16 protein-coding genes are annotated in these 17,732 nt (G+C 58.1%); 5 read left to right on the top strand and 11 right to left on the bottom strand.

Going from position 1 to position 17,732, the window contains the following annotated elements; translation table 11 throughout:
• Positions 1-8: 8 nt before the first annotated feature.
• From yejF to yeiP, 9 genes are all read right to left on the bottom strand, one after another.
• Positions 9-1,589 (bottom strand): microcin C ABC transporter ATP-binding protein YejF, encoded by a 1,581-nt coding sequence (gene yejF, locus DBY66_RS07830; protein ID WP_104085216.1) that lies wholly within the window; start codon positions 1,587-1,589, stop codon positions 9-11.
• Positions 1,590-2,612 (bottom strand): microcin C ABC transporter permease, encoded by a 1,023-nt coding sequence (locus tag DBY66_RS07825; protein WP_108569517.1) that lies wholly within the window; start codon positions 2,610-2,612, stop codon positions 1,590-1,592.
• Complete coding sequence (gene yejB, locus DBY66_RS07820) at positions 2,612-3,619, bottom strand: microcin C ABC transporter permease YejB (RefSeq protein ID WP_108569518.1); 1,008 nt, start codon at positions 3,617-3,619, stop codon at positions 2,612-2,614. Before yejB ends, DBY66_RS07825 begins: the two co-directional genes overlap by 1 nt.
• A gap of 10 nt (positions 3,620-3,629) precedes the next feature.
• A complete protein-coding gene (locus tag DBY66_RS07815) occupies positions 3,630-5,432 on the bottom strand; it encodes an extracellular solute-binding protein (protein WP_108569519.1) in 1,803 nt (600 codons plus the stop codon).
• A 62-nt stretch (positions 5,433-5,494) separates the two neighbouring features.
• Positions 5,495-7,060 (bottom strand): cyclic di-GMP phosphodiesterase, encoded by a 1,566-nt coding sequence (locus DBY66_RS07810; RefSeq protein ID WP_108569520.1) that lies wholly within the window; start codon positions 7,058-7,060, stop codon positions 5,495-5,497.
• A gap of 208 nt (positions 7,061-7,268) precedes the next feature.
• The gene (gene mepS / locus DBY66_RS07805) at positions 7,269-7,844 is read right to left on the bottom strand and encodes a bifunctional murein DD-endopeptidase/murein LD-carboxypeptidase (RefSeq protein ID WP_071668040.1); all 576 of its coding nucleotides are present in this window, start codon (positions 7,842-7,844) and stop codon (positions 7,269-7,271) included.
• A gap of 514 nt (positions 7,845-8,358) precedes the next feature.
• Positions 8,359-9,066 carry a phosphatase PAP2 family protein gene (locus DBY66_RS07800; protein ID WP_071668039.1) on the bottom strand — a complete coding sequence of 236 codons (708 nt, stop codon included), beginning with the start codon at positions 9,064-9,066 and terminating at the stop codon, positions 8,359-8,361.
• Between the two features lie 46 nt (positions 9,067-9,112).
• Entirely contained in the window at positions 9,113-10,087 is a 975-nt protein-coding gene (locus DBY66_RS07795) for a GTP-binding protein (protein WP_108569521.1), read from the bottom strand.
• Between the two features lie 121 nt (positions 10,088-10,208).
• A complete protein-coding gene (gene yeiP / locus DBY66_RS07790; protein ID WP_065648868.1) occupies positions 10,209-10,781 on the bottom strand; it encodes an elongation factor P-like protein YeiP in 573 nt (190 codons plus the stop codon).
• Positions 10,782-10,931: 150 nt separating this feature from the next.
• Here yeiP and DBY66_RS07785 point away from each other — a divergent pair, with 150 nt between their 5' ends.
• The 4 genes from DBY66_RS07785 to fruA all read left to right on the top strand — a co-directional run bounded on the left by DBY66_RS07785 (position 10,932) and on the right by fruA (position 15,249).
• Positions 10,932-11,186, top strand: coding sequence for a YkgJ family cysteine cluster protein (locus tag DBY66_RS07785; protein WP_071668037.1), 255 nt, complete (start codon positions 10,932-10,934; stop codon positions 11,184-11,186).
• Positions 11,187-11,460: 274 nt separating this feature from the next.
• A complete protein-coding gene (fruB, locus tag DBY66_RS07780) occupies positions 11,461-12,591 on the top strand; it encodes a fused PTS fructose transporter subunit IIA/HPr protein (RefSeq protein WP_094111138.1) in 1,131 nt (376 codons plus the stop codon).
• A complete protein-coding gene (gene fruK, locus DBY66_RS07775) occupies positions 12,588-13,526 on the top strand; it encodes a 1-phosphofructokinase (protein WP_039385473.1) in 939 nt (312 codons plus the stop codon). Before fruB ends, fruK begins: the two co-directional genes overlap by 4 nt.
• Positions 13,527-13,545: 19 nt before the next feature.
• On the top strand, positions 13,546-15,249 hold the full coding sequence (gene fruA, locus DBY66_RS07770; RefSeq protein WP_108569522.1) for a PTS fructose transporter subunit IIBC: 1,704 nt from the start codon (positions 13,546-13,548) through the stop codon (positions 15,247-15,249).
• Between the two features lie 48 nt (positions 15,250-15,297).
• Here fruA and nfo read toward each other — a convergent pair whose 3' ends face one another.
• Positions 15,298-16,146 (bottom strand): deoxyribonuclease IV, encoded by an 849-nt coding sequence (gene nfo / locus DBY66_RS07765; protein ID WP_071668034.1) that lies wholly within the window; start codon positions 16,144-16,146, stop codon positions 15,298-15,300.
• 56 nt (positions 16,147-16,202) lie between these two features.
• Positions 16,203-17,243 carry a YeiH family putative sulfate export transporter gene (locus DBY66_RS07760; RefSeq protein ID WP_108569523.1) on the bottom strand — a complete coding sequence of 347 codons (1,041 nt, stop codon included), beginning with the start codon at positions 17,241-17,243 and terminating at the stop codon, positions 16,203-16,205.
• Positions 17,244-17,346: 103 nt separating this feature from the next.
• Here DBY66_RS07760 and DBY66_RS07755 point away from each other — a divergent pair, with 103 nt between their 5' ends.
• The gene (locus tag DBY66_RS07755; RefSeq protein WP_039385465.1) at positions 17,347-17,724 is read left to right on the top strand and encodes a YkvA family protein; all 378 of its coding nucleotides are present in this window, start codon (positions 17,347-17,349) and stop codon (positions 17,722-17,724) included.
• Positions 17,725-17,732: the final 8 nt, after the last annotated feature.

Genomic DNA, 17,732 nt, shown 5'->3' with positions numbered 1-17,732 from the left:
CCCGCCCCTCATTTGCTCATTTGCGCCGAGGCCAGCAGCTGGCGTGTATAAGCTGCCGCTGGCGCAGTGAACAGCACCGCGCTTTTTCCCTGTTCAACCACCTCTCCCTGCCGCAGAACCACCAGCTGATGACAGAGCGCGCGCACTACCTGCATATCATGGCTGATAAAAATATAGGTCAGCTGACGATCCGCCTGCAGGCGTCGCAGCAGCGTCAGGATCTGCTGCTGAACCGGACGATCCAGTGAGGAGGTCGGCTCATCAAGTATCAGCAGCTGTGGCTCAAGGATCAGCGCACGTGCAATCGCAATACGCTGCCGCTGCCCGCCGGAAAATGCTGCCGGATAGCGGCTGCGGCTGTCGGGATCGAGCCCGGTTTCCTGCATAACGGCAATAACGCGGGCATCCTGCTGCGCTGCGCTAAGCTCCGGCCGGTGTACCGCCAGACCTTCAGCAATAATCTGCTGCACCGTCATGCGCGGATTGAGCGAGGAGTGGGGATCCTGAAAAACGACCTGAATGCGCTGGCGCAGCGGCAGCAGCTCTCTGGCCGTCAGCTGATGCAGCGGCTGGCCGGCAAACCAGATCTCACCGCGTGCGGCGATAAGACGCAGCAGGGCCAGCCCCGTGCTGCTTTTGCCGGAGCCTGATTCACCTACCAGACCCAGGCTCTCGCCCTGATGCAGCGAAAAACTCAGCTGCTTAAGTATCTGCTTCTCCTCTGTTTTGCGCCTGAACCAGCCGCGTCGCAGCGGAAAACTTACCTGCAGATTGCGGACCTGAAGCAGCAGCGGTGTCGCTTTCAGCGGTACCGGTTCACCGGTGGGTTCAGCGGCAAGCAGTTCGCGCGTATAGGGGTGCCGGGGCTGCCGGAACAGCGCGGCGCAGCGATTCTGCTCCATCACGCGTCCGGCACGCATCACGGTAACGCTGTGTGCCAGCTGACGCACGATAGCGAGGTTATGGGTAATAAACAGCATGCCCATATTCAGCTCGCGCTGCAGTTCGCGCAGCAGCTGTAAAATCTGCTGCTGCACGGTCACATCCAGTGCCGTGGTGGGCTCATCGGCAATCAGCAGCTGCGGCTGCGTCAGCAGCGCCATGGCGATCATGACGCGCTGGCGCTCGCCTCCGGAGAGCTGATGAGGAAAATCGCGCAGGCGGCTCACCGGCTGCCGGATACCGACGCGATCGAGGCAGGCAACGATCTCGCCGCGTGCCGCTTCACGCCGCATGCCCCGGTGCAGCGCCAGCACTTCGTTCAGCTGTTTTTCAATCGTATGCAGCGGATTGAGCGACACCATCGGCTCCTGAAAAATCATCGCCATACGGTTGCCACGCAGGCCGCGCAGCGTGCGTTCGCTGGCCTGCAGCAGATCCTGACCCTGAAACAGAATTTCGCCCTGCGGATAACTTACCGCGGGCTGCGGCAGCAGGCGCATCACCGACTGAGCGGTCACGCTTTTCCCGCAGCCCGACTCTCCGACCAGCGCCAGCGTCTCGCCCGCCGCAAGGCGCAGTGAAACATCATGTACGACCCGCTGTTGCTGAAAAGCCACCGCAAGATGATTAATGGTTAACAGATCCACTCAGCCTCCCCGCGCCGGATCAAATGCATCGCGTACCGCCTCGCCGATAAAAATCAGCAGCGACAGCAGCAGCGCCAGCGCAATAAAACCGGACAGCCCGAGCCACGTTGCCTGCAGATTATTTTTGCCCTGCAGCAGCAGCTCGCCCAGTGAAGGCGCACCCACCGGCAAACCGAAACCGAGAAAATCGAGCGAGGTCAGGGTGGTAATGGCGCCGCACAAAATAAAGGGCAGATAGGTCAGGGTCGCTACCAGCGCATTGGGCAGAATGTGGCGCAGCATAATACGGCTGTCGCTGACGCCAAGCGCACGGGCGGCACGCACATAATCAAAATTACGCGTGCGCAGAAACTCGGCCCGCACCACGCCGGCCAGACTCATCCAGCCAAACAGCACCGTCAGCAGCAGCAGCCACCAGAAGCCAGGCTGGATCACGCTGGAAAGCAGGATCAGCATAAACAGCGTTGGCATGCCAGACCAGACTTCAATCAGCCGCTGGCCGGCTAAGTCGATGCGGCCGCCAAAATAGCCCTGCAGCGCCCCGGTAATAATACCGATAACGCTGGAGAAGAGCGTCAGCAGCAGGCCAAATAGCAGAGAGACGCGGGTGCCATAGAGCAGGCGCGCCAGCACATCGCCCCCGCTGGCATCGGTGCCCAGCCAGTTTTGCGCCGACGGAGGCGAAGGGAAGGGCGAACGGGTCGCAAAGTTGATTGTGCTGTCGCTAAAGCGAATCGGGGCCCAGAGTGCCCAGCCCTGCTGCGCAATCCGCTGCTGCAGCCACGGATCCTGATAGTCGGCGGCGGTAGCAAATACGCCGCCGTAATCCTGTTCACTGTAATCAACCAGCAGCGGCACATACCAGCGCTGCTGGTAGCGCACCAGCAGCGGTTTTTCATTCGCCAGCAGCTCAGCGGCCAGTGACAACAGGAAAATCAGCAGAAAAAGCCACAGCGACCAGTAACCCCGGCGGTTGTGACAGAAACGCTGCCAGCGCTGGCGATGCACCGCAGAGAGAGCCATCAGCGCGCCTCAAAATCGATGCGCGGATCGACCAGCGTGTAGGTTAAATCGCTCACAATATTCATCAGCAGGCCAATCAGCGTAAAGATGTAGAGCGTGCCAAACATCACCGGATAGTCACGCTGGATAGTGGCATCATAGCCCAGCAGCCCGAGGCCATTCAGAGAAAACATCACTTCGATTAGCACCGAACTGGTAAAAAACAGGCTGATGAACGTGGCCGGAAAGCCGGCGATCACCAGCAGCATGGCGTTACGAAACACGTGACCATAAAGGATACGTTTTTCATCCAGGCCTTTGGCGCGCGCGGTCATGACATACTGCTTGCGGATTTCATCCAGAAACGCATTTTTTGTCAGCATGGTAAGCGTGGCAAATCCGCCGATGACCGTGGCCAGCACCGGCAGCGCAATGTGCCAGAAGTAGTCGAGGGCTTTGCCATACCACGGCAGCGAGGCAAACTGCGGAGAGGTAAGACCGCGCAGCGGAAACCAGTTGAAATAGCTGCCGCCGGCAAACAGCACGATCAGCATGATGGCAAAAATAAAGGCCGGAATAGCGTAGCCAATAATAATCAGCAGGCTGCTCAGGCCGTCGAAACGGCTGCCGTGATGCACCGCTTTCCGGATCCCGAGCGGAATGGAGACCAGATAGATAATCAGCGTGCTCCAGAGTCCCAGGCTGACAGAAACCGGCAGGCTCTCTTTGATCAGCTGCAGCAGCGGCTTATCAAAACCGTATCGCCGGGTGATCTCAGCAATCACTTCCGGATCGAGGCCGCGTGCACCGCGATACTGATTGTCACCCGGATTGTCGCGCAGCGACGCACCGCGCGCGCTGCTGTCGCTGCTGCCCGGCAGCCCGGTGGTATAGCCAAACTGAATAGTGGCCAGCGCCTGATCGACCGGGCCGCCAGGTGCTAACTGCACAATAAAAAAATTCAGCGTGATAATCGCCCAGAGGGTCGGGATCACCAGCAATACTCTGCGCAGCAGATAAGCACCCAAGCCAGCCTCCTTAACGTCGATCGGCCGGCAGCCGCCCGGCTTTATTGACATCGTACCACCAGTTTTCCAGCCCGGTTGCGAAAGCGGGCCGGACGGCGGGATAAGCATATTTATTCCAGTAAGCCAGGCGCTGCTCAGCGCTAAACCACATCGGTATCATATACGCCTGCCAGAGCAGAATGCGATCCAGCGCCTGACCCAGCGGCAGCAGCGCCTGCTCATCGCCCTGGTGCGCCACAATCTCTTTGATAAAGTGATCGACCACGGGATCTTTAACGCGCGCGCTGTTCCACGATGAGTCGATATACTCTGACTGCCAGTTCACGCGCAGGCTGGCAGCAGGCCACGGCGCAGCCGAATAGAGCGTCTGAATCATATCGTAGTCGCCTTCGCGCAGCCGGCGCAGAAACTGTGAGTTGTCGACCTGGCGCAGGGTGGCCGTGATGCCCAGCCGGGCCAGACTGTGCTGCCAGGGCAGCGCCCACTCATTCTGCGCGCCGCTGCGCAGCAGGATCTCAAACCGGAACGGTTCACCGCTCTGGCGATTGACCAGCTTCCGGTTGCGGATCTCCCAGCCCGCCTCTTCCAGCAGCTGCATCGCCCGCAGCAAATTAGCCCGGTTATAGCCGCTGCCATCCGAGCGCGGTGGCGTATAGATTTCACTGAAGAGGGCAGGCGGCAGCTGCGCTTTCCACGGCGCCAGCAGCTGCAGCTGTGCCGCGTCGGGATAGCCGGCAGCCGCATATTCTGTGTTCTGAAAATAGCTGCCGGGGCGGCGCCACGCGTGGTAAAACAACGCCTTATTCATCCACTCAAAATCAAAGGCCAGCGTTAACGCCGCGCGTACCCGGCGATCGGCAAACAGCGTTTTTTGATTATTAAAGGCGAGCCAGCGGGTATCCGTAGCGGCGTCCTGAGGCGTGGTCAGTTTTACGATTGTCTGTTCTGCAAATGGCCCGCCCTTATACTGCGTCGCCCACTTTTTTCCCGACAGCTCTTCGCGCAAATCGTAAGCGCCCGCCCTGAAAGCTTCAAAAGCGACGTTGTCATCGAGATAGTAGTCATAGCGCAGCGTATCCAGATTAAAGCGTCCGCGATTGACCGGCAGATCGGCGGCCCAGTAATCCTTTACCCGACTGTACTGCACAAACTGGCCCGCCTTATAGGCAGAGATCCGGTAGGGTCCGCTGGAGAGCGGCGGGTAGCCAAGCGGCTCATTAAATTTGCGGCTCTGCCAGAACGCTTGCGGCAGCACGGGCAGCGTCAGCCAGCTCAGGATGCGATCTTTATCCGGTCGCGGTGGCGTGATGCGCACCGTAAGGCGATTGAGTGCAGTGACTTCCGTGCCGCGGAACGCGACGCGAAACTGCGGAACGCCTTCGCGCATCAGCTTCTGAAAAGTAAAGGCCACATCGCGGGCGGTGATGGGCGTGCCATCCTGAAAGCGGGCGTGTGGATTGAGGGTAACCTCCATCCAGCGGTAATCCTGAGGATAGCGTGCCACTTCAGCAATCAGCGGATAGTAGCTGGCGGGCTCATCATCTGAGGTGGTAAACAGCGAATCGTAGAGTGTCTCTGTGCCGGCGGCCGGATTTCCGCGTGAAGCAAAGCGGTTGAAGTTATCAAACGTACCGACCACCGCCAGCGTCATGCTGCCGCCTTTCGGGGCAGCGGGATCGGCATAAGCGTAGTGGGTAAAGTTGACCGCGTAGCGCGGCACCCCCAGCTTTGCAAACGCATAGCCTTCACGTACCGGCTCAGCGCGCAGCGGCGTCAGCACGCAGCAGAGCAGCAGAGTTATCAGACGCAGCATAAGTGAAATACTCTCCCGAATAGTCTGTGCTTCAGATCGGCCGGTAAGCGTGTTAAGCCACCTTACCCGAAACGCGGAAAGTTTTGATAGTAGCTGATCAACTTTTCCGGCCGCAGCGGCCGGCTGAACAGGTAGCCCTGCAAATGCGTCACGCCGCGGCTGACCAGCCAGCTGGCCTGTTCGCGCGTCTCCACGCCCTCCGCCACCGTTTTGAGATTGAGCTTCTTAGCCAGCAGCAGCACGGCGTCCAGCACCGGCGAGGTCAGCGTCTCGGTGCCGATACTCTGAACAAATCCCCGATCTATCTTCAGATAATCAAACGGATACTTTTCCAGATAGATCAGCGCGCTGTGTCCGGTGCCGAAATCATCGATGGCAATGCTGAACTGGTTAGCGTGCAGCCAGGCAAACACCTCTCCGGCGTTGGCTTCTTTCACCATGGTGCGCTCGGTGATCTCAAACACATAGCTGAAGTGGTCCGCAGGCATTGCGGCAATCCACGTCTGAACGTCGTGACGAAAGCTGTCGGCGGCAAGGTGCAGCGGGGAGAGGTTCAGGCTCAGACGCGTACCGCGCGGCAGCTGCTGGCTCAGGCTATGCGCATCGCGCGCGACCAGGCAAAACAGATGCCGGGTGAGCGGAATAATCAGGTTCTGCGCTTCGGCATAGCTGATGAACACATCGGGCGGGATCGTGCCCTCTATGGGATGCGCCCAGCGCAGCAGCGCTTCCACGCCGTAGGGTTGACCGTTATGCGCCATGATTAACGGCTGATATTCAACGTAGAACTGCCCGCGCCGGATTGCCAGCATGATCTCGCGCGCCGGGCGCTGGTGGCGGTTAAGCAGCACGCCGGTCAGACAGCCGATCATCAGCGCAAACAGGACGCCGGTCAGCAGCGTCATTTGATAGTCGCGCGTTGCCAGCGTGCTGCCATAGAGAACAAAGCGGATATCACTTTGCGGCAGCGTAAGGGCGGTCAGTCCGGCTGGCAGGTCGCGGCGCGGAATAGCGTGGCTGACGTCGCTCTTCAGCGCATTGTTGCCAATAACCAGCGCCATGCCGGTGATTTCAGGGTGATAAGAGGCGAGCAGCTGGTAGGGCGCAAGAGAGAGATTTACCGTTGTCAGGATGCCGCTCTCTGCGCCGCCGGGATACTTGAGCCACAGCGCCAGCGCCGGACGCGACGGCAGCAGCGGGGTGCCCGGCAGCAGCCGTATATCGCGATCGCTCTCCAGCTCGGTGGCGGGTGAAATCTCACTAACAGGCAGCCTGAAGGCGCCGGTGGCCGATGAGCACCAGGCGAGGCCGTCCCGCACCAGCAGAATCGCGCGGATATTATCTGCAAAGGCGGCACGCGAGGTGAGTTCACGGCTGACGCTGTTGCAATCCAGCATCGTATACTGCTGCAGCGGACGCAGCGTGTCGGTCAGCGTTGCGAGCATCTGCTGCAGGTCGTCCGCGCTGTGCTGCAGCAGCAGTTCATGCTGCTGCTGGCGTTTATGCCAGGTCAGCGTAAGCAGTATGGTGATAAAAAGAGTAAACGAAACCATGCCTGCCAGCGCACTCTTCCGGAACAGACTGCGCATGTGCGTAGCGTGCGGTTTCAGCGTCCGCGACAGTGGCATGGTGTCAATGTTCCTGATATTGCCATGTGAGTAAACCGTCTGAGGCTGCACCGGAGAGGCTGTGAGAATATAACGAGGATGCCAGGAAAGTCTTGTTATATTTCTGATTACCAACTGGATTTCAGCGGAGTAGATATCCGCAATAAAAAAACGCTGCCGGGGCAGCGTTTCTGTTTTCTCTGGCTGAGAGAATCATCGGAGAGAGGGGTTAGCTTTGATTTTTAGCCAGAACCCGTCGTGCTTCGCGGTAGCGCGTCTTCCAGTAGCTGTCATTAAGATTTGAAATCATGACGCCGCTGCTGGTAGAAGCGTGGACAAAGTTATCATTACCCAGATAAATGCCGACGTGTCGCCCGGTTGAGCCGGCGCGGAACAGCACTAAATCACCCGGACGCAGTTTACCGCGTGAAATGCCTTTGCCCGTATCCTGCTGCTCATAGGTTGAGCGGGGCAGTTCCAGACCAAACTGGTCGCGAAAGGTGCGCTGAACAAAAGCAGAACAGTCGATGCCACGTTTGGTGTCACCGCCTAAGCGATAGCGAACACCTTTCCAGTCGCTGTACTGTTCCATGATGCGGGACTTGATGTCCACATTCTGCACCATTTGTTCAAATTCGTCCTGAGACGCCTGAAGTAAAAAACCATTGTGGTTGTTAACTTCATGATTCTCGTTTTTCGCATTCTGGCCATTATGGCTGCTGCTACATGCTGATAAAAGTGTTGCTAATGCTACCGCGGGAATGATCCGCCTGAGGTATCTCAGAATTGGTTGAGACTTGACCATTATACGTGTGTTCCTTCGATGTCCTTACGACAGAATGTCGCCAGCCAGATGACAAAACGGGTTGAGATTAATAAGTACAGCGGTCTAAGACAAATCCTTAATTACTAAAATGTGTTAATGCACACATTTTTCGCTCAGTTTGCCACCACATTTTATGCTGCACCAGGGTAATCGAGCTTGAGGTTAACTGATTACAGACCCCGTGGCGAGTGGTTTTATATAAATTTCTATAGGTTTTTTTGATGTAAATTAAAACATTCACTGAACGGCTACTTTATCACCAATCGGGCGTAATTAATGCGCAAATAAGCGGCGGCTTAAGCAGGTAATTCCGGCGTTAGCGCTGATTTTCAGCGGGTTCTGACTGGACAGGGGATAGCAAGAGAAAATGTTAAGGCTTGTTTGCCATCATGTTTTCTTTTGATGGCAAACTGTTAGGTTGCTAATAGTTTTTTAAACATTCAATAAGCGCAGGCGGGTCACTTTTTGCTCTCCGGTTACCTGCGCTAAACAATTACCCGCGTGGCTTATATTTGCCAGGCAGCGTGCGATATAGCCACGCCACCAGTTTGTCGCTGGCCGGCGTTAATAACCACCAGCTCAGTCCAACTAATATTACCGACAGCGAACCCACGGCAATATCGGTAAACCAGTGGGCGCCGGCCATTATGCGCGGCAGGGCAAACAGCACCACAATCAGCACGCCGGTTAAAAATGCCCGGAAGCCGAAATAGCGCCACATAAAGCAGGCAAAAATAATCAGCATCATGCCGTGGTCGCCAGGAAAACTGTCGCGCGAGGCATCCTTTGCCGGAATACCGGTGAGTTCACTGACGCGATGGACGTTATCAAAAAACAGCGTCGGGCTGGCGTGTTTCACCGGCAGCAGATGTCCCAGCTGGTTAAGTAAAACTGCCGTCAGCAGCATAGTTATCCCGATAGCCAGCATACGACGACGGCCTTCAGGCGTTTCGCGTCGCCAGAAGGCGAGGTAGAGCAGCCCCATCGCCAGCAGTGAAACCGCATCAAAACCGCGATAGTTGGTAATCGCCACCAGGACGGCAAATGCGTGGTGATCGACCATCAGATCGTTGAAGCTGAAAAAGATCCCTTTATCGATAGTGAACCAGAAACCGTGATTGGCTGGCAGATACCACGAGAGAAATAGCATCACACCCAGCGCATTAAGCAGCAGGATGGTGACAAGACGTGTTGCGCGCATAAAAAGTAACACCCAAAAAGTGAAATAACGGGCAAACCTATCGCAATTAATTTAAACGAATCTTCAACAGCGAGGTCTGCAGAGCATTCCAGTCGGCTGGCTGATGATGGATCAGTTCAATACGGCTGTCGGGAGGCGCGACCGGACGGGTTTCAATAAACAGATCGTCCCCCTGTCGGTTAACGTTCACCAGGCCATCTGGCGTACGCAGCACGCCTTTTACCCGATCGACCGGCGCACGTCGCGCCCATTCCAGCAGTGGAATGGTATCAAACTGCGTCTCTTCATCGAAAATCCAGCCACACGAAGCATAGCCCTGACCTTCATTTAACGCACGCCGCCAGCGCGCCTGACCCTCCAGTTTCAGCGCCGCCAGTCCCTGCGGGCGGGTGCTGTGAGCGTGGTGGAGTGCGTCCGGAACCGGGCGATCGTGTTGTGCAGGGTGTGTCAGCAGCGCCGGATCTATTTTCCCCCAGGCTGTCTCTGTCAGCAGGCGATCGCCCAGATTGTCCCGCTGCCAGTCCGCCAGACGCTGGCGATCTTCCGGCTGCCAGCGATCGCTTTTACTGGCGACGATAATGTCAGCGGCAGTGAGCTGATCGCGAAAATTTTCGTTTGCGGCCACGCGCGCATCAGCAAGCTGACGCGGATCGAGCAGCGTCAGCGTCGCATCCACCGTTATCCACGGCTGATAGACGGCGGCGCGCAGCATATTAAGTAACTGTTTGGGATGGCCAAGGCCGGTGGGTTCGATAATCAGACGATCGGGTTTCGCCTGTTTCAGCAGCATATTAAGCCCGACCTGCAGCGGCAGACCGTTAACGCAGCACATGCAGCCGCCGGGGATCTCTTTTAGTTCAGCGCCGCGGTTGGCCAGCAGGGCGCCGTCTATACCGACTTCGCCAAACTCATTGACCAGAATAGCCCATTTTTCATCGGCCGGTTTATGCGCAAGCAGATGCAGCAGCGTGGTGGTTTTACCGCTGCCGAGAAAGCCGGTAATGAGGTTGACGCGCGTCATAGTTTCTCCCTGTGGCCTGCTGCTGTCTGGCAGGCAGTGAACTGAGCGCGCGGCCGGTAACGCGGGCCGCGCCGGATGTTGTTATAGTATAACAACCTGCCGGGCGCGGACAACGCAGCGATCAGTCAGCGCGGCTCATATAGCGTCGTTCAGCTACGTGAATGCGAATACGGTCGCCGTTGCTGAGGTATTCAGGCACCTGCACCGAGAGGCCGGTACTCATCACCGCGGGTTTGGTGCGCGCGCTGGCAGAGGCGCCTTTGATGCCGGGCGTGGTATCAGCAATCACCATATCCACCGTCTGCGGCAGCTCCAGCGCCAGTACCTGGCCCTCCATCGTCAGCACCTGCATACCGGGAATACCACCCTCCGGGATAAACAGCAGCTCTTCGGCAATCTGCTCCTGCTTAAAGTTGTAGGGCGTGTAATCTTCATCATCCATAAAGACATATTCGTCGCCGTCGATATAAGAGAAGGTCACCGGGCGACGGCTCAGCTGAATGGCATCGATAATATCGTCGCCTTTAAACCGCTCTTCGACCTTGAGGCCGGTACGCACATCGGTAAACCGCATTTTATAGAGCGTGGCTGCACCGCGTGCGCTGGGACTCTGCACATCAATATCCTTCACCAGCAACAGCTTGCCGTTCCAGGTCACGGCCATTCCTTTTTTGATTTCGTTTGCCTTAGGCATGATGTTATTTACTCAGAAAAGAGAGGTGCGCGTCACGTTACGCGCGCGACCGGAAACAGGCAAGTAAGGCCCTGTAAAATTGTTATCTGCACATAGCTTTCAGCAGGCGGGGCTGCTATTGTCGCCGCGAAATCTCTGCCGGAGCGCTTCATGTTATGCCGCGACCAGTGCGGTGCCTGCTGCACCGCGCCCTCAATTTCTTCACCTATTCCGGGTATGCCTCATGGCAAGCCCGCCAATACGCCCTGCGTTCAGCTGGATGCGCAGCAGCGCTGCCAGCTGTTTGGTTCGCCGCTGCGTCCGGCCGTCTGTGCTGGCCTGCAGCCTGGACCGGAAATGTGTGGCAGCAGCCGGGATGACGCAATGATCTATCTGCTGCAGCTTGAGGCAGAGACGGCACCCTGAAAAGCTGTAAGCCTGCTGAAAATCTGCCCCACCCGCCGCCTTTACTTTCAGCAAACTCATCAGCTGAGGCGTGCGAAAAATCTTAATTTCCCGATGAAGTGTGCGTAGCGTCAAAGATCTGTTCTTTGGTTTACGCATTTTCTTGCCTCGAAGAGCCGCCTGTACCATATTCCCTGAAACGTTTCAGCGTTGTAGTTGCGGCTAAGTGGCTGTGATGCAGCGTGTTTTTTCGCCATTAAGCTGAAACGATTCAATTCAGCAAGCGAGGAGAGATATGTTCCAGCTCGAAGTTCAGGCCATCCATACCGGCGCCACGGCACAGACAAAAGAAGACGCTATTCGTCAGGTTGCCGCCGCGCTGACCGCAGCAGGCAACGTTGCTGAAGGCTATGTCAGCGGCATGCTGGCTCGCGAACAGCAGACCAGCACCTTTCTCGGCAACGGCATCGCTATTCCACACGGCACCACCGACACCCGTGACCTGGTGCTGAAAACCGGCGTACAGGTTTTTCAGTTTCCCCAGGGCGTAGAGTGGGGCGAAGGGCAGATTGCCTATGTGGCTATCGGCATCGCCGCTAAATCAGATGAGCATCTGGCGCTGCTGCGTCAGCTGACGCATGTGTTAAGCGATGACAGCGTGGCAGAGCAGCTAAAAACGGCCTCTGCTGAGGATCTGCGTGCGCTGCTGATGGGTGAGAAGCAGGGAGCTGAATTTACCTTTGATACCTCGCTGATTGCGGTGGATGTCGCGGCGAGCGATCTGATCACGCTGCAGGCGCTGAATGCCGGTCGTCTGCAGGCGGCAGGCGCGGTTGACGCCGCATTTATCACCGACGTTATCTCCCGCACGCCGCTGAGTCTGGGGCAGGGGATCTGGCTGAACGACAGCGCGCAGGGTAACCTGGGCAGCGCTGTCGCGGTAAGCCGCCCGGCGGTGCCGTTTGACCGGCAGGGCGAGCGCGTGGCGCTGCTGCTGACGGTTGCCGCAGTGGATGAGCGTCCGCTGGAGGTGCTGGGCTACCTGAGTAACCTGCTGCAGAACAATAAAGCTGAACGTCTGCTGAAAGCGGATGCAGCCGGCGTACTGGCACTGCTCACCAGCGAAGTGGATGAAGCCGCTGAAGTGCTGACCGCAGAATTTACCATTCGCAATGAGCATGGCCTGCATGCGCGTCCGGGCACTGCGCTGGTCAGCGTTATCAAGCAGTTTAACAGTGATGTCACGGTTACCAACCTTGACGGCAGCGGTAAGCCCGCTAACGGCCGCAGCCTGATGAAAGTGGTGGCGCTGGGCGTGAAGAAAGGCCATCGCCTGCGCTTTACCGCCAGCGGTGATGATGCGCCGCAGGCGATGCAGGCTATCGAAGAGGCCATTAATTCCGGTCTGGGCGAGGGGGCAGCATGAGCCGTCGCGTCGCCACCATTACGCTGAACCCGGCGTATGACCTGGTTGGCTTTACGCCGGAGATAGAGCGCGGTGAAGTCAATCTGGTCAAAACCACCGGCCTGCATGCAGCAGGCAAAGGGATCAACGTTGCCAAAGTACTCAAAGATCTCGGCATCGACGTCACCGTCGGCGGCTTTCTTGGCCGGGAAAATCAGGATGGCTTCCAGCAGCTGTTCAGCGAGCTGGGAATAGCCAATCGCTTTCAGGTCGTGCAGGGGCGTACCCGCATCAACGTAAAGCTTACAGAGAAAGATGGCGAGGTAACCGACCTCAACTTCTCCGGCTTTGAAGTAACCGCGCAGGACTGGGAGCGCTTTACCGCAGATTCACTCACCTGGCTCGGCCAGTTCGATATGGTCTGCGTCAGCGGCAGCCTGCCGGGCGGCGTGACGCCAGAGGCGTTTACCCGCTGGATGAGCGATCTGCGTACGCTCTGTCCGTGCATCATTTTTGACAGTAGCCGTGATGCGCTGGTTGCGGGTCTGAAAGCCGCCCCGTGGCTGGTTAAACCAAACCGGCGCGAGCTGGAGATCTGGGCTAACCGCAAGCTGCCTGAATTGCAGGATGTGATTAACGCGGCGCATGAACTGCGCGAGCAGGGCATTGCTCACGTGGTGATCTCGCTCGGCGCAGAAGGTGCACTCTGGGTCAACGCATCTGGCGAATGGCTGGCAAAACCGCCGGTCTGTGAGGTTGTCAGCACGGTCGGTGCCGGTGACTCCATGGTCGGCGGCCTGATTTATGGCCTGCTGATGCGTGAATCCAGCGAACATACGCTGCGACTGGCTACCGCCGTGGCGGCAATGGCTGTCAGCCAGAGCAACGTCGGCGTAGCCGATCGTACCCGGTTGGCCGCGATGATGGCGCGCGTCGACTTACAACCCGTTAACTAACAGCAGGAGAGCGATGATAATGAAAACGCTGCTGATAAAAGATTCTTCACTGGGACTGGCCTCCGCACATCTGGCTATCGAACGTCTGCGTGCTGCAGCAGCACAGGCCGGACTGGAGCTGGTCAGCACTGCCGCTGAAGCCGAACTGATCCTGGTTGCCGGCGACAATATTCCGGAAGATACGCAGCTGACGGGCAAATCCGTAGCGCGCGTTGATGTGCAGCAGGCGCTGCGCGATCCTCAGGCGGCGATAGCACAGGCGCAGGCAAACGCGCAGCGCTGGCAGCCCGCAACCGCACCGGCAGCCGGGGCTGCCGCAGCACCGGTTACGGCCAGCGCGCAAAAGCGCATTGTCGCCGTTACCGCCTGTCCGACTGGCGTCGCACACACCTTTATGGCGGCAGAAGCGATTGACGCGGAAGCGAAAAAACGCGGCTGGTGGGTAAAAGTCGAAACCCGTGGTTCCGTTGGCGCGGGCAACCCGATCACTCCGGAAGAGGTGGCCGCCGCCGATCTGGTGATCGTGGCAGCGGATATCGATGTGGACCTGGCGAAATTTGCCGGTAAGCCGATGTACCGCACCTCCACCGGCCTGGCGCTGAAGAAAACGGCGCAGGAGCTGGATAAAGCGCAGGCGGAGGCGAAAGTTTATCAGCCTTCCGGCAGCCAGAGCGCCAGCGCACAGGGCGACAGCAAAGAGAAAGCGGGCGCCTACCGTCACCTGCTGACCGGTGTCTCCTACATGCTGCCGATGGTGGTTGCAGGCGGCCTGAGCATTGCGCTGTCGTTTGCGTTCGGGATCACCGCGTTTAAAGAGCCGGGCACGCTGGCAGCAGCGCTGATGCAGATCGGCGGCGGCAGCGCATTTGCGCTGATGGTGCCGGTACTGGCAGGCTTTATTGCATTCTCCATCGCCGATCGTCCTGGCCTGACGCCTGGCCTGATTGGCGGCATGATTGCCACCAGCATCAATGCCGGTTTCCTGGGGGGTATTATCGCTGGCTTTATCGCCGGTTATGCGGCGAAGTTCCTGAGCAGCAAAGTGAAGCTGCCACAGAGTATGGAAGCCCTGAAGCCCATTCTCATTATTCCGCTGGTTGCGAGCCTGATCACCGGCCTGCTGATGATCTACGTGGTGGGTAAACCGGTTGCCGGTATCATGAGCGGCCTGACCAGCTGGCTGGCCAACATGGGCACCGCAAACGCCGTGCTGCTGGGCGCCATTCTTGGCGGTATGATGTGTACCGATATGGGCGGTCCGGTCAACAAAGTGGCCTACGCGTTTGGCGTCGGGCTGCTGAGTTCGCAAACCTATGCGCCGATGGCCGCGATTATGGCTGCGGGCATGGTGCCACCGCTGGCGATGGGTTTGGCGACGCTGGTTGCACGCCGCAAGTTCAATAAAGGGCAGCAGGAGGGCGGCAAAGCGGCGCTGGTGCTGGGTCTCTGCTTTATCTCTGAAGGGGCCATTCCGTTTGCGGCGCGCGATCCGATGCGCGTGCTGCCGTGCTGCATCATTGGCGGAGCCGTGACCGGCGCCATCTCAATGGCGATTGGCGCGAAGCTGATGGCACCTCACGGCGGTCTGTTTGTGCTGCTGATCCCGGGTGCGATTACGCCGGTGCTGGGCTATCTGCTGGCGATTATCATCGGTACCGCGATTGCCGGTCTCGGTTACGCCGTGCTGAAGCGTCCGGAAGAGGAGCTGGCGAAAGCTGCGTAACCCGACGGACATAAAAAAGGGAGCTAAGGCTCCCTTTTTTATTGTCCGCTATCCGGCGTGCTGCTCAGCTTTAAGCCAGGCGATCTCATCTTTCCAGATATCGGGATTGATGGTTTCCAGGATCAGCGGAATGTTATCGAAGCGCGCATCTTTCATCAGCCAGCTGAACACGGTTTTGCCGATGTTGCCTTCACCCAGACTGTGATGGCGATCGACGCGGCTGCCAAGGGCACTTTTGGCATCGTTCAGATGCATACCGCGCAGATAGTTAAAGCCCACCACGCGCTCAAATTCGGCAAAGGTAGCGACACAGTCAGCTTCGGTGCGCAGATCGTATCCGCCGGCGAAGGTGTGACAGGTATCAAGACAAACCCCCACGCGCGATTTATCCTCGACGTGCGCAATAATGGTCGCAAGATGCTCAAAGCGATAGCCGAGGTTACTGCCCTGGCCGGCGGTATTTTCAATCACCGCGACGACATTTTGCGTTTTATCCAGCGTGATGTTGATCGATTCGGCGATGCGCTTCAGGCACGTCTCTTCATCAAGCTGCTGCAGATGGCTGCCGGGGTGGAAGTTCAGCAGCGTCAGGCCAAGCTGGTCAGCGCGCTGCATCTCATCCAGAAACGCGGCGCGTGATTTCTCCAGCGCTTCGGCCTCCGGGTGACCCAGGTTGATCAGAAAGCTATCGTGCGGCAGGATTTGCGCGGAAGAGTAGTTATACCGCGCGCAGGCGCTTTTGAACGCGTCAATGGTCTGCGCAGAGAGCGGTGCGGCTTTCCACTGACGCTGATTTTTTGTAAAGAGCGCAAAGGCGGTGGCCTCCAGCTCATGGGCGCGGATCACTGCCTGATCCACGCCGCCGGATGCGCTGACGTGTGCACCGATATATTTCATGCCGCTCTCCTGTATGGGCGTTAACTAAAGCAAGGCGCACATGATAGCGGAAGCGGCTATGCCATGAAATGTTGCACCAGCAAATTCAGCGCGCCGCCGCCGACGATGAGCCAGCAGAACATCATCAGCCCCAGCAGCAGCGGTTTTGCGCCCGCCTGTTTCAGCGCGGAGAAGCGCGTGGTCAGACCCAGCGCTGCCATCGCCATCGCCAGCAGCAGGTTGGCCAGCTGGTTCAGCGCGCTAACCACTCCGGCTGGCAGCAGCTGCAGTGAATTAACCAGCGCGACCGCGATAAACAGCAGTGCAAACCACGGAAAGCTGCGTGCAGACGTTGCCGTGCGCGGGCCGCGCTGCCGGAGCCAGCTGCCCAGCAGCAGCAGGAAAGGGGCCAGCATCATGACGCGCAGCATCTTGGTGATCACCGCCATATTCTCTGCTTCAGCGCCTATGGCGTGCCCGGCGGCTACTACCTGCGCCACCTCATGCAGCGTGGAGCCGGTAAAGATGCCAAACTGCGCGGCACTGACAGCGGGCAGCAGTGCAAACAGCGCGGGATAAAGCAGGATGCCGGCGGTACCAAACAGCACCACGGTTGCCACCGCCACCGCCACTTTCGAGGCGTCAGCTTTGACCACGGGTTCCGTCGCCAGCACCGCCGCCGCACCGCAGATGCTGCTGCCGGCACCAATCAGCCACACCGTCTCGCGATCCATCTTTAGCAGCCGGATGCCAGCCAGGCAGGTAAGCAGGAACGTTGTGCCGATAATCAGCGTATCGATAATCACGCCGCGCAGGCCGACGCCGGCTATCTGCTGAACGGTGATGCGAAAACCAAAAAGAATAATGCCGAGGCGCAACAGGCGCTGTTTTGCCAGCAGCACACCGCTGTCGCAGTGGCTGGCGATACGCGGGTAAAAAGTATTGCCGGCAATAATGCCGCCAACGATCGCCAGCGTCAGCGCGCCCAGACCGGCGTGAGACAGCCACGGCAGCAAGGTAAGCCAGGCGGCGCAGCCTGCCAGCGCCGCCGTTAGTGCCAGACCCGCCACCACCCGGCAGGGCGGGAGCACCGGTTTTATTATGCTAAATTCAGCCATTAACCACCTCCTGAGTATGGCAATAGCCTGCGCCTCTCTGATATAAAAGTGAAATTGATAATATCTTTATAATCGACCGGAATAAGTGATAAGGAGAAAGGCTATGTTTGTGCGTCTGCGCCGCTGGGCAAAGCTGATAAAGCGGGATGTCCTGACGCTGTGGTTTGCCTGTCGCGACCCGCGTACGGCATGGTGGTTCAAACTGATGGCGTTTGGGCTGGTGGCCTATGCGCTCAGCCCGATTGATCTTATTCCGGACTTCATCCCGATTATTGGTCTGCTGGATGATGCCATCATTGTACCGCTTGGCGTGATTATTCTGCTGCGCCTGCTGCCGCGCGATATTCGTATCAGCAGCGCTGAACGCGCGGAAGTACAGCGCGCGCGCGGAGTAAAAATTGTCAGTCGCGCCGGATTTGGCCTGATCCTGCTGATCTGGATCGGCATTATCGTCTGGCTGATACAGCGCTATATGGCCTGAGGAGCAAG

The sequence above is a fragment of the Pantoea sp. RIT413 genome (assembly GCF_003057675.2).
GTDB lineage: Bacteria > Pseudomonadota > Gammaproteobacteria > Enterobacterales > Enterobacteriaceae > Pantoea > Pantoea eucrina.
The sequence above is the reverse complement of the archived record's forward strand: the minus strand, read 5'-3'. Positions and strand labels throughout refer to the sequence as shown.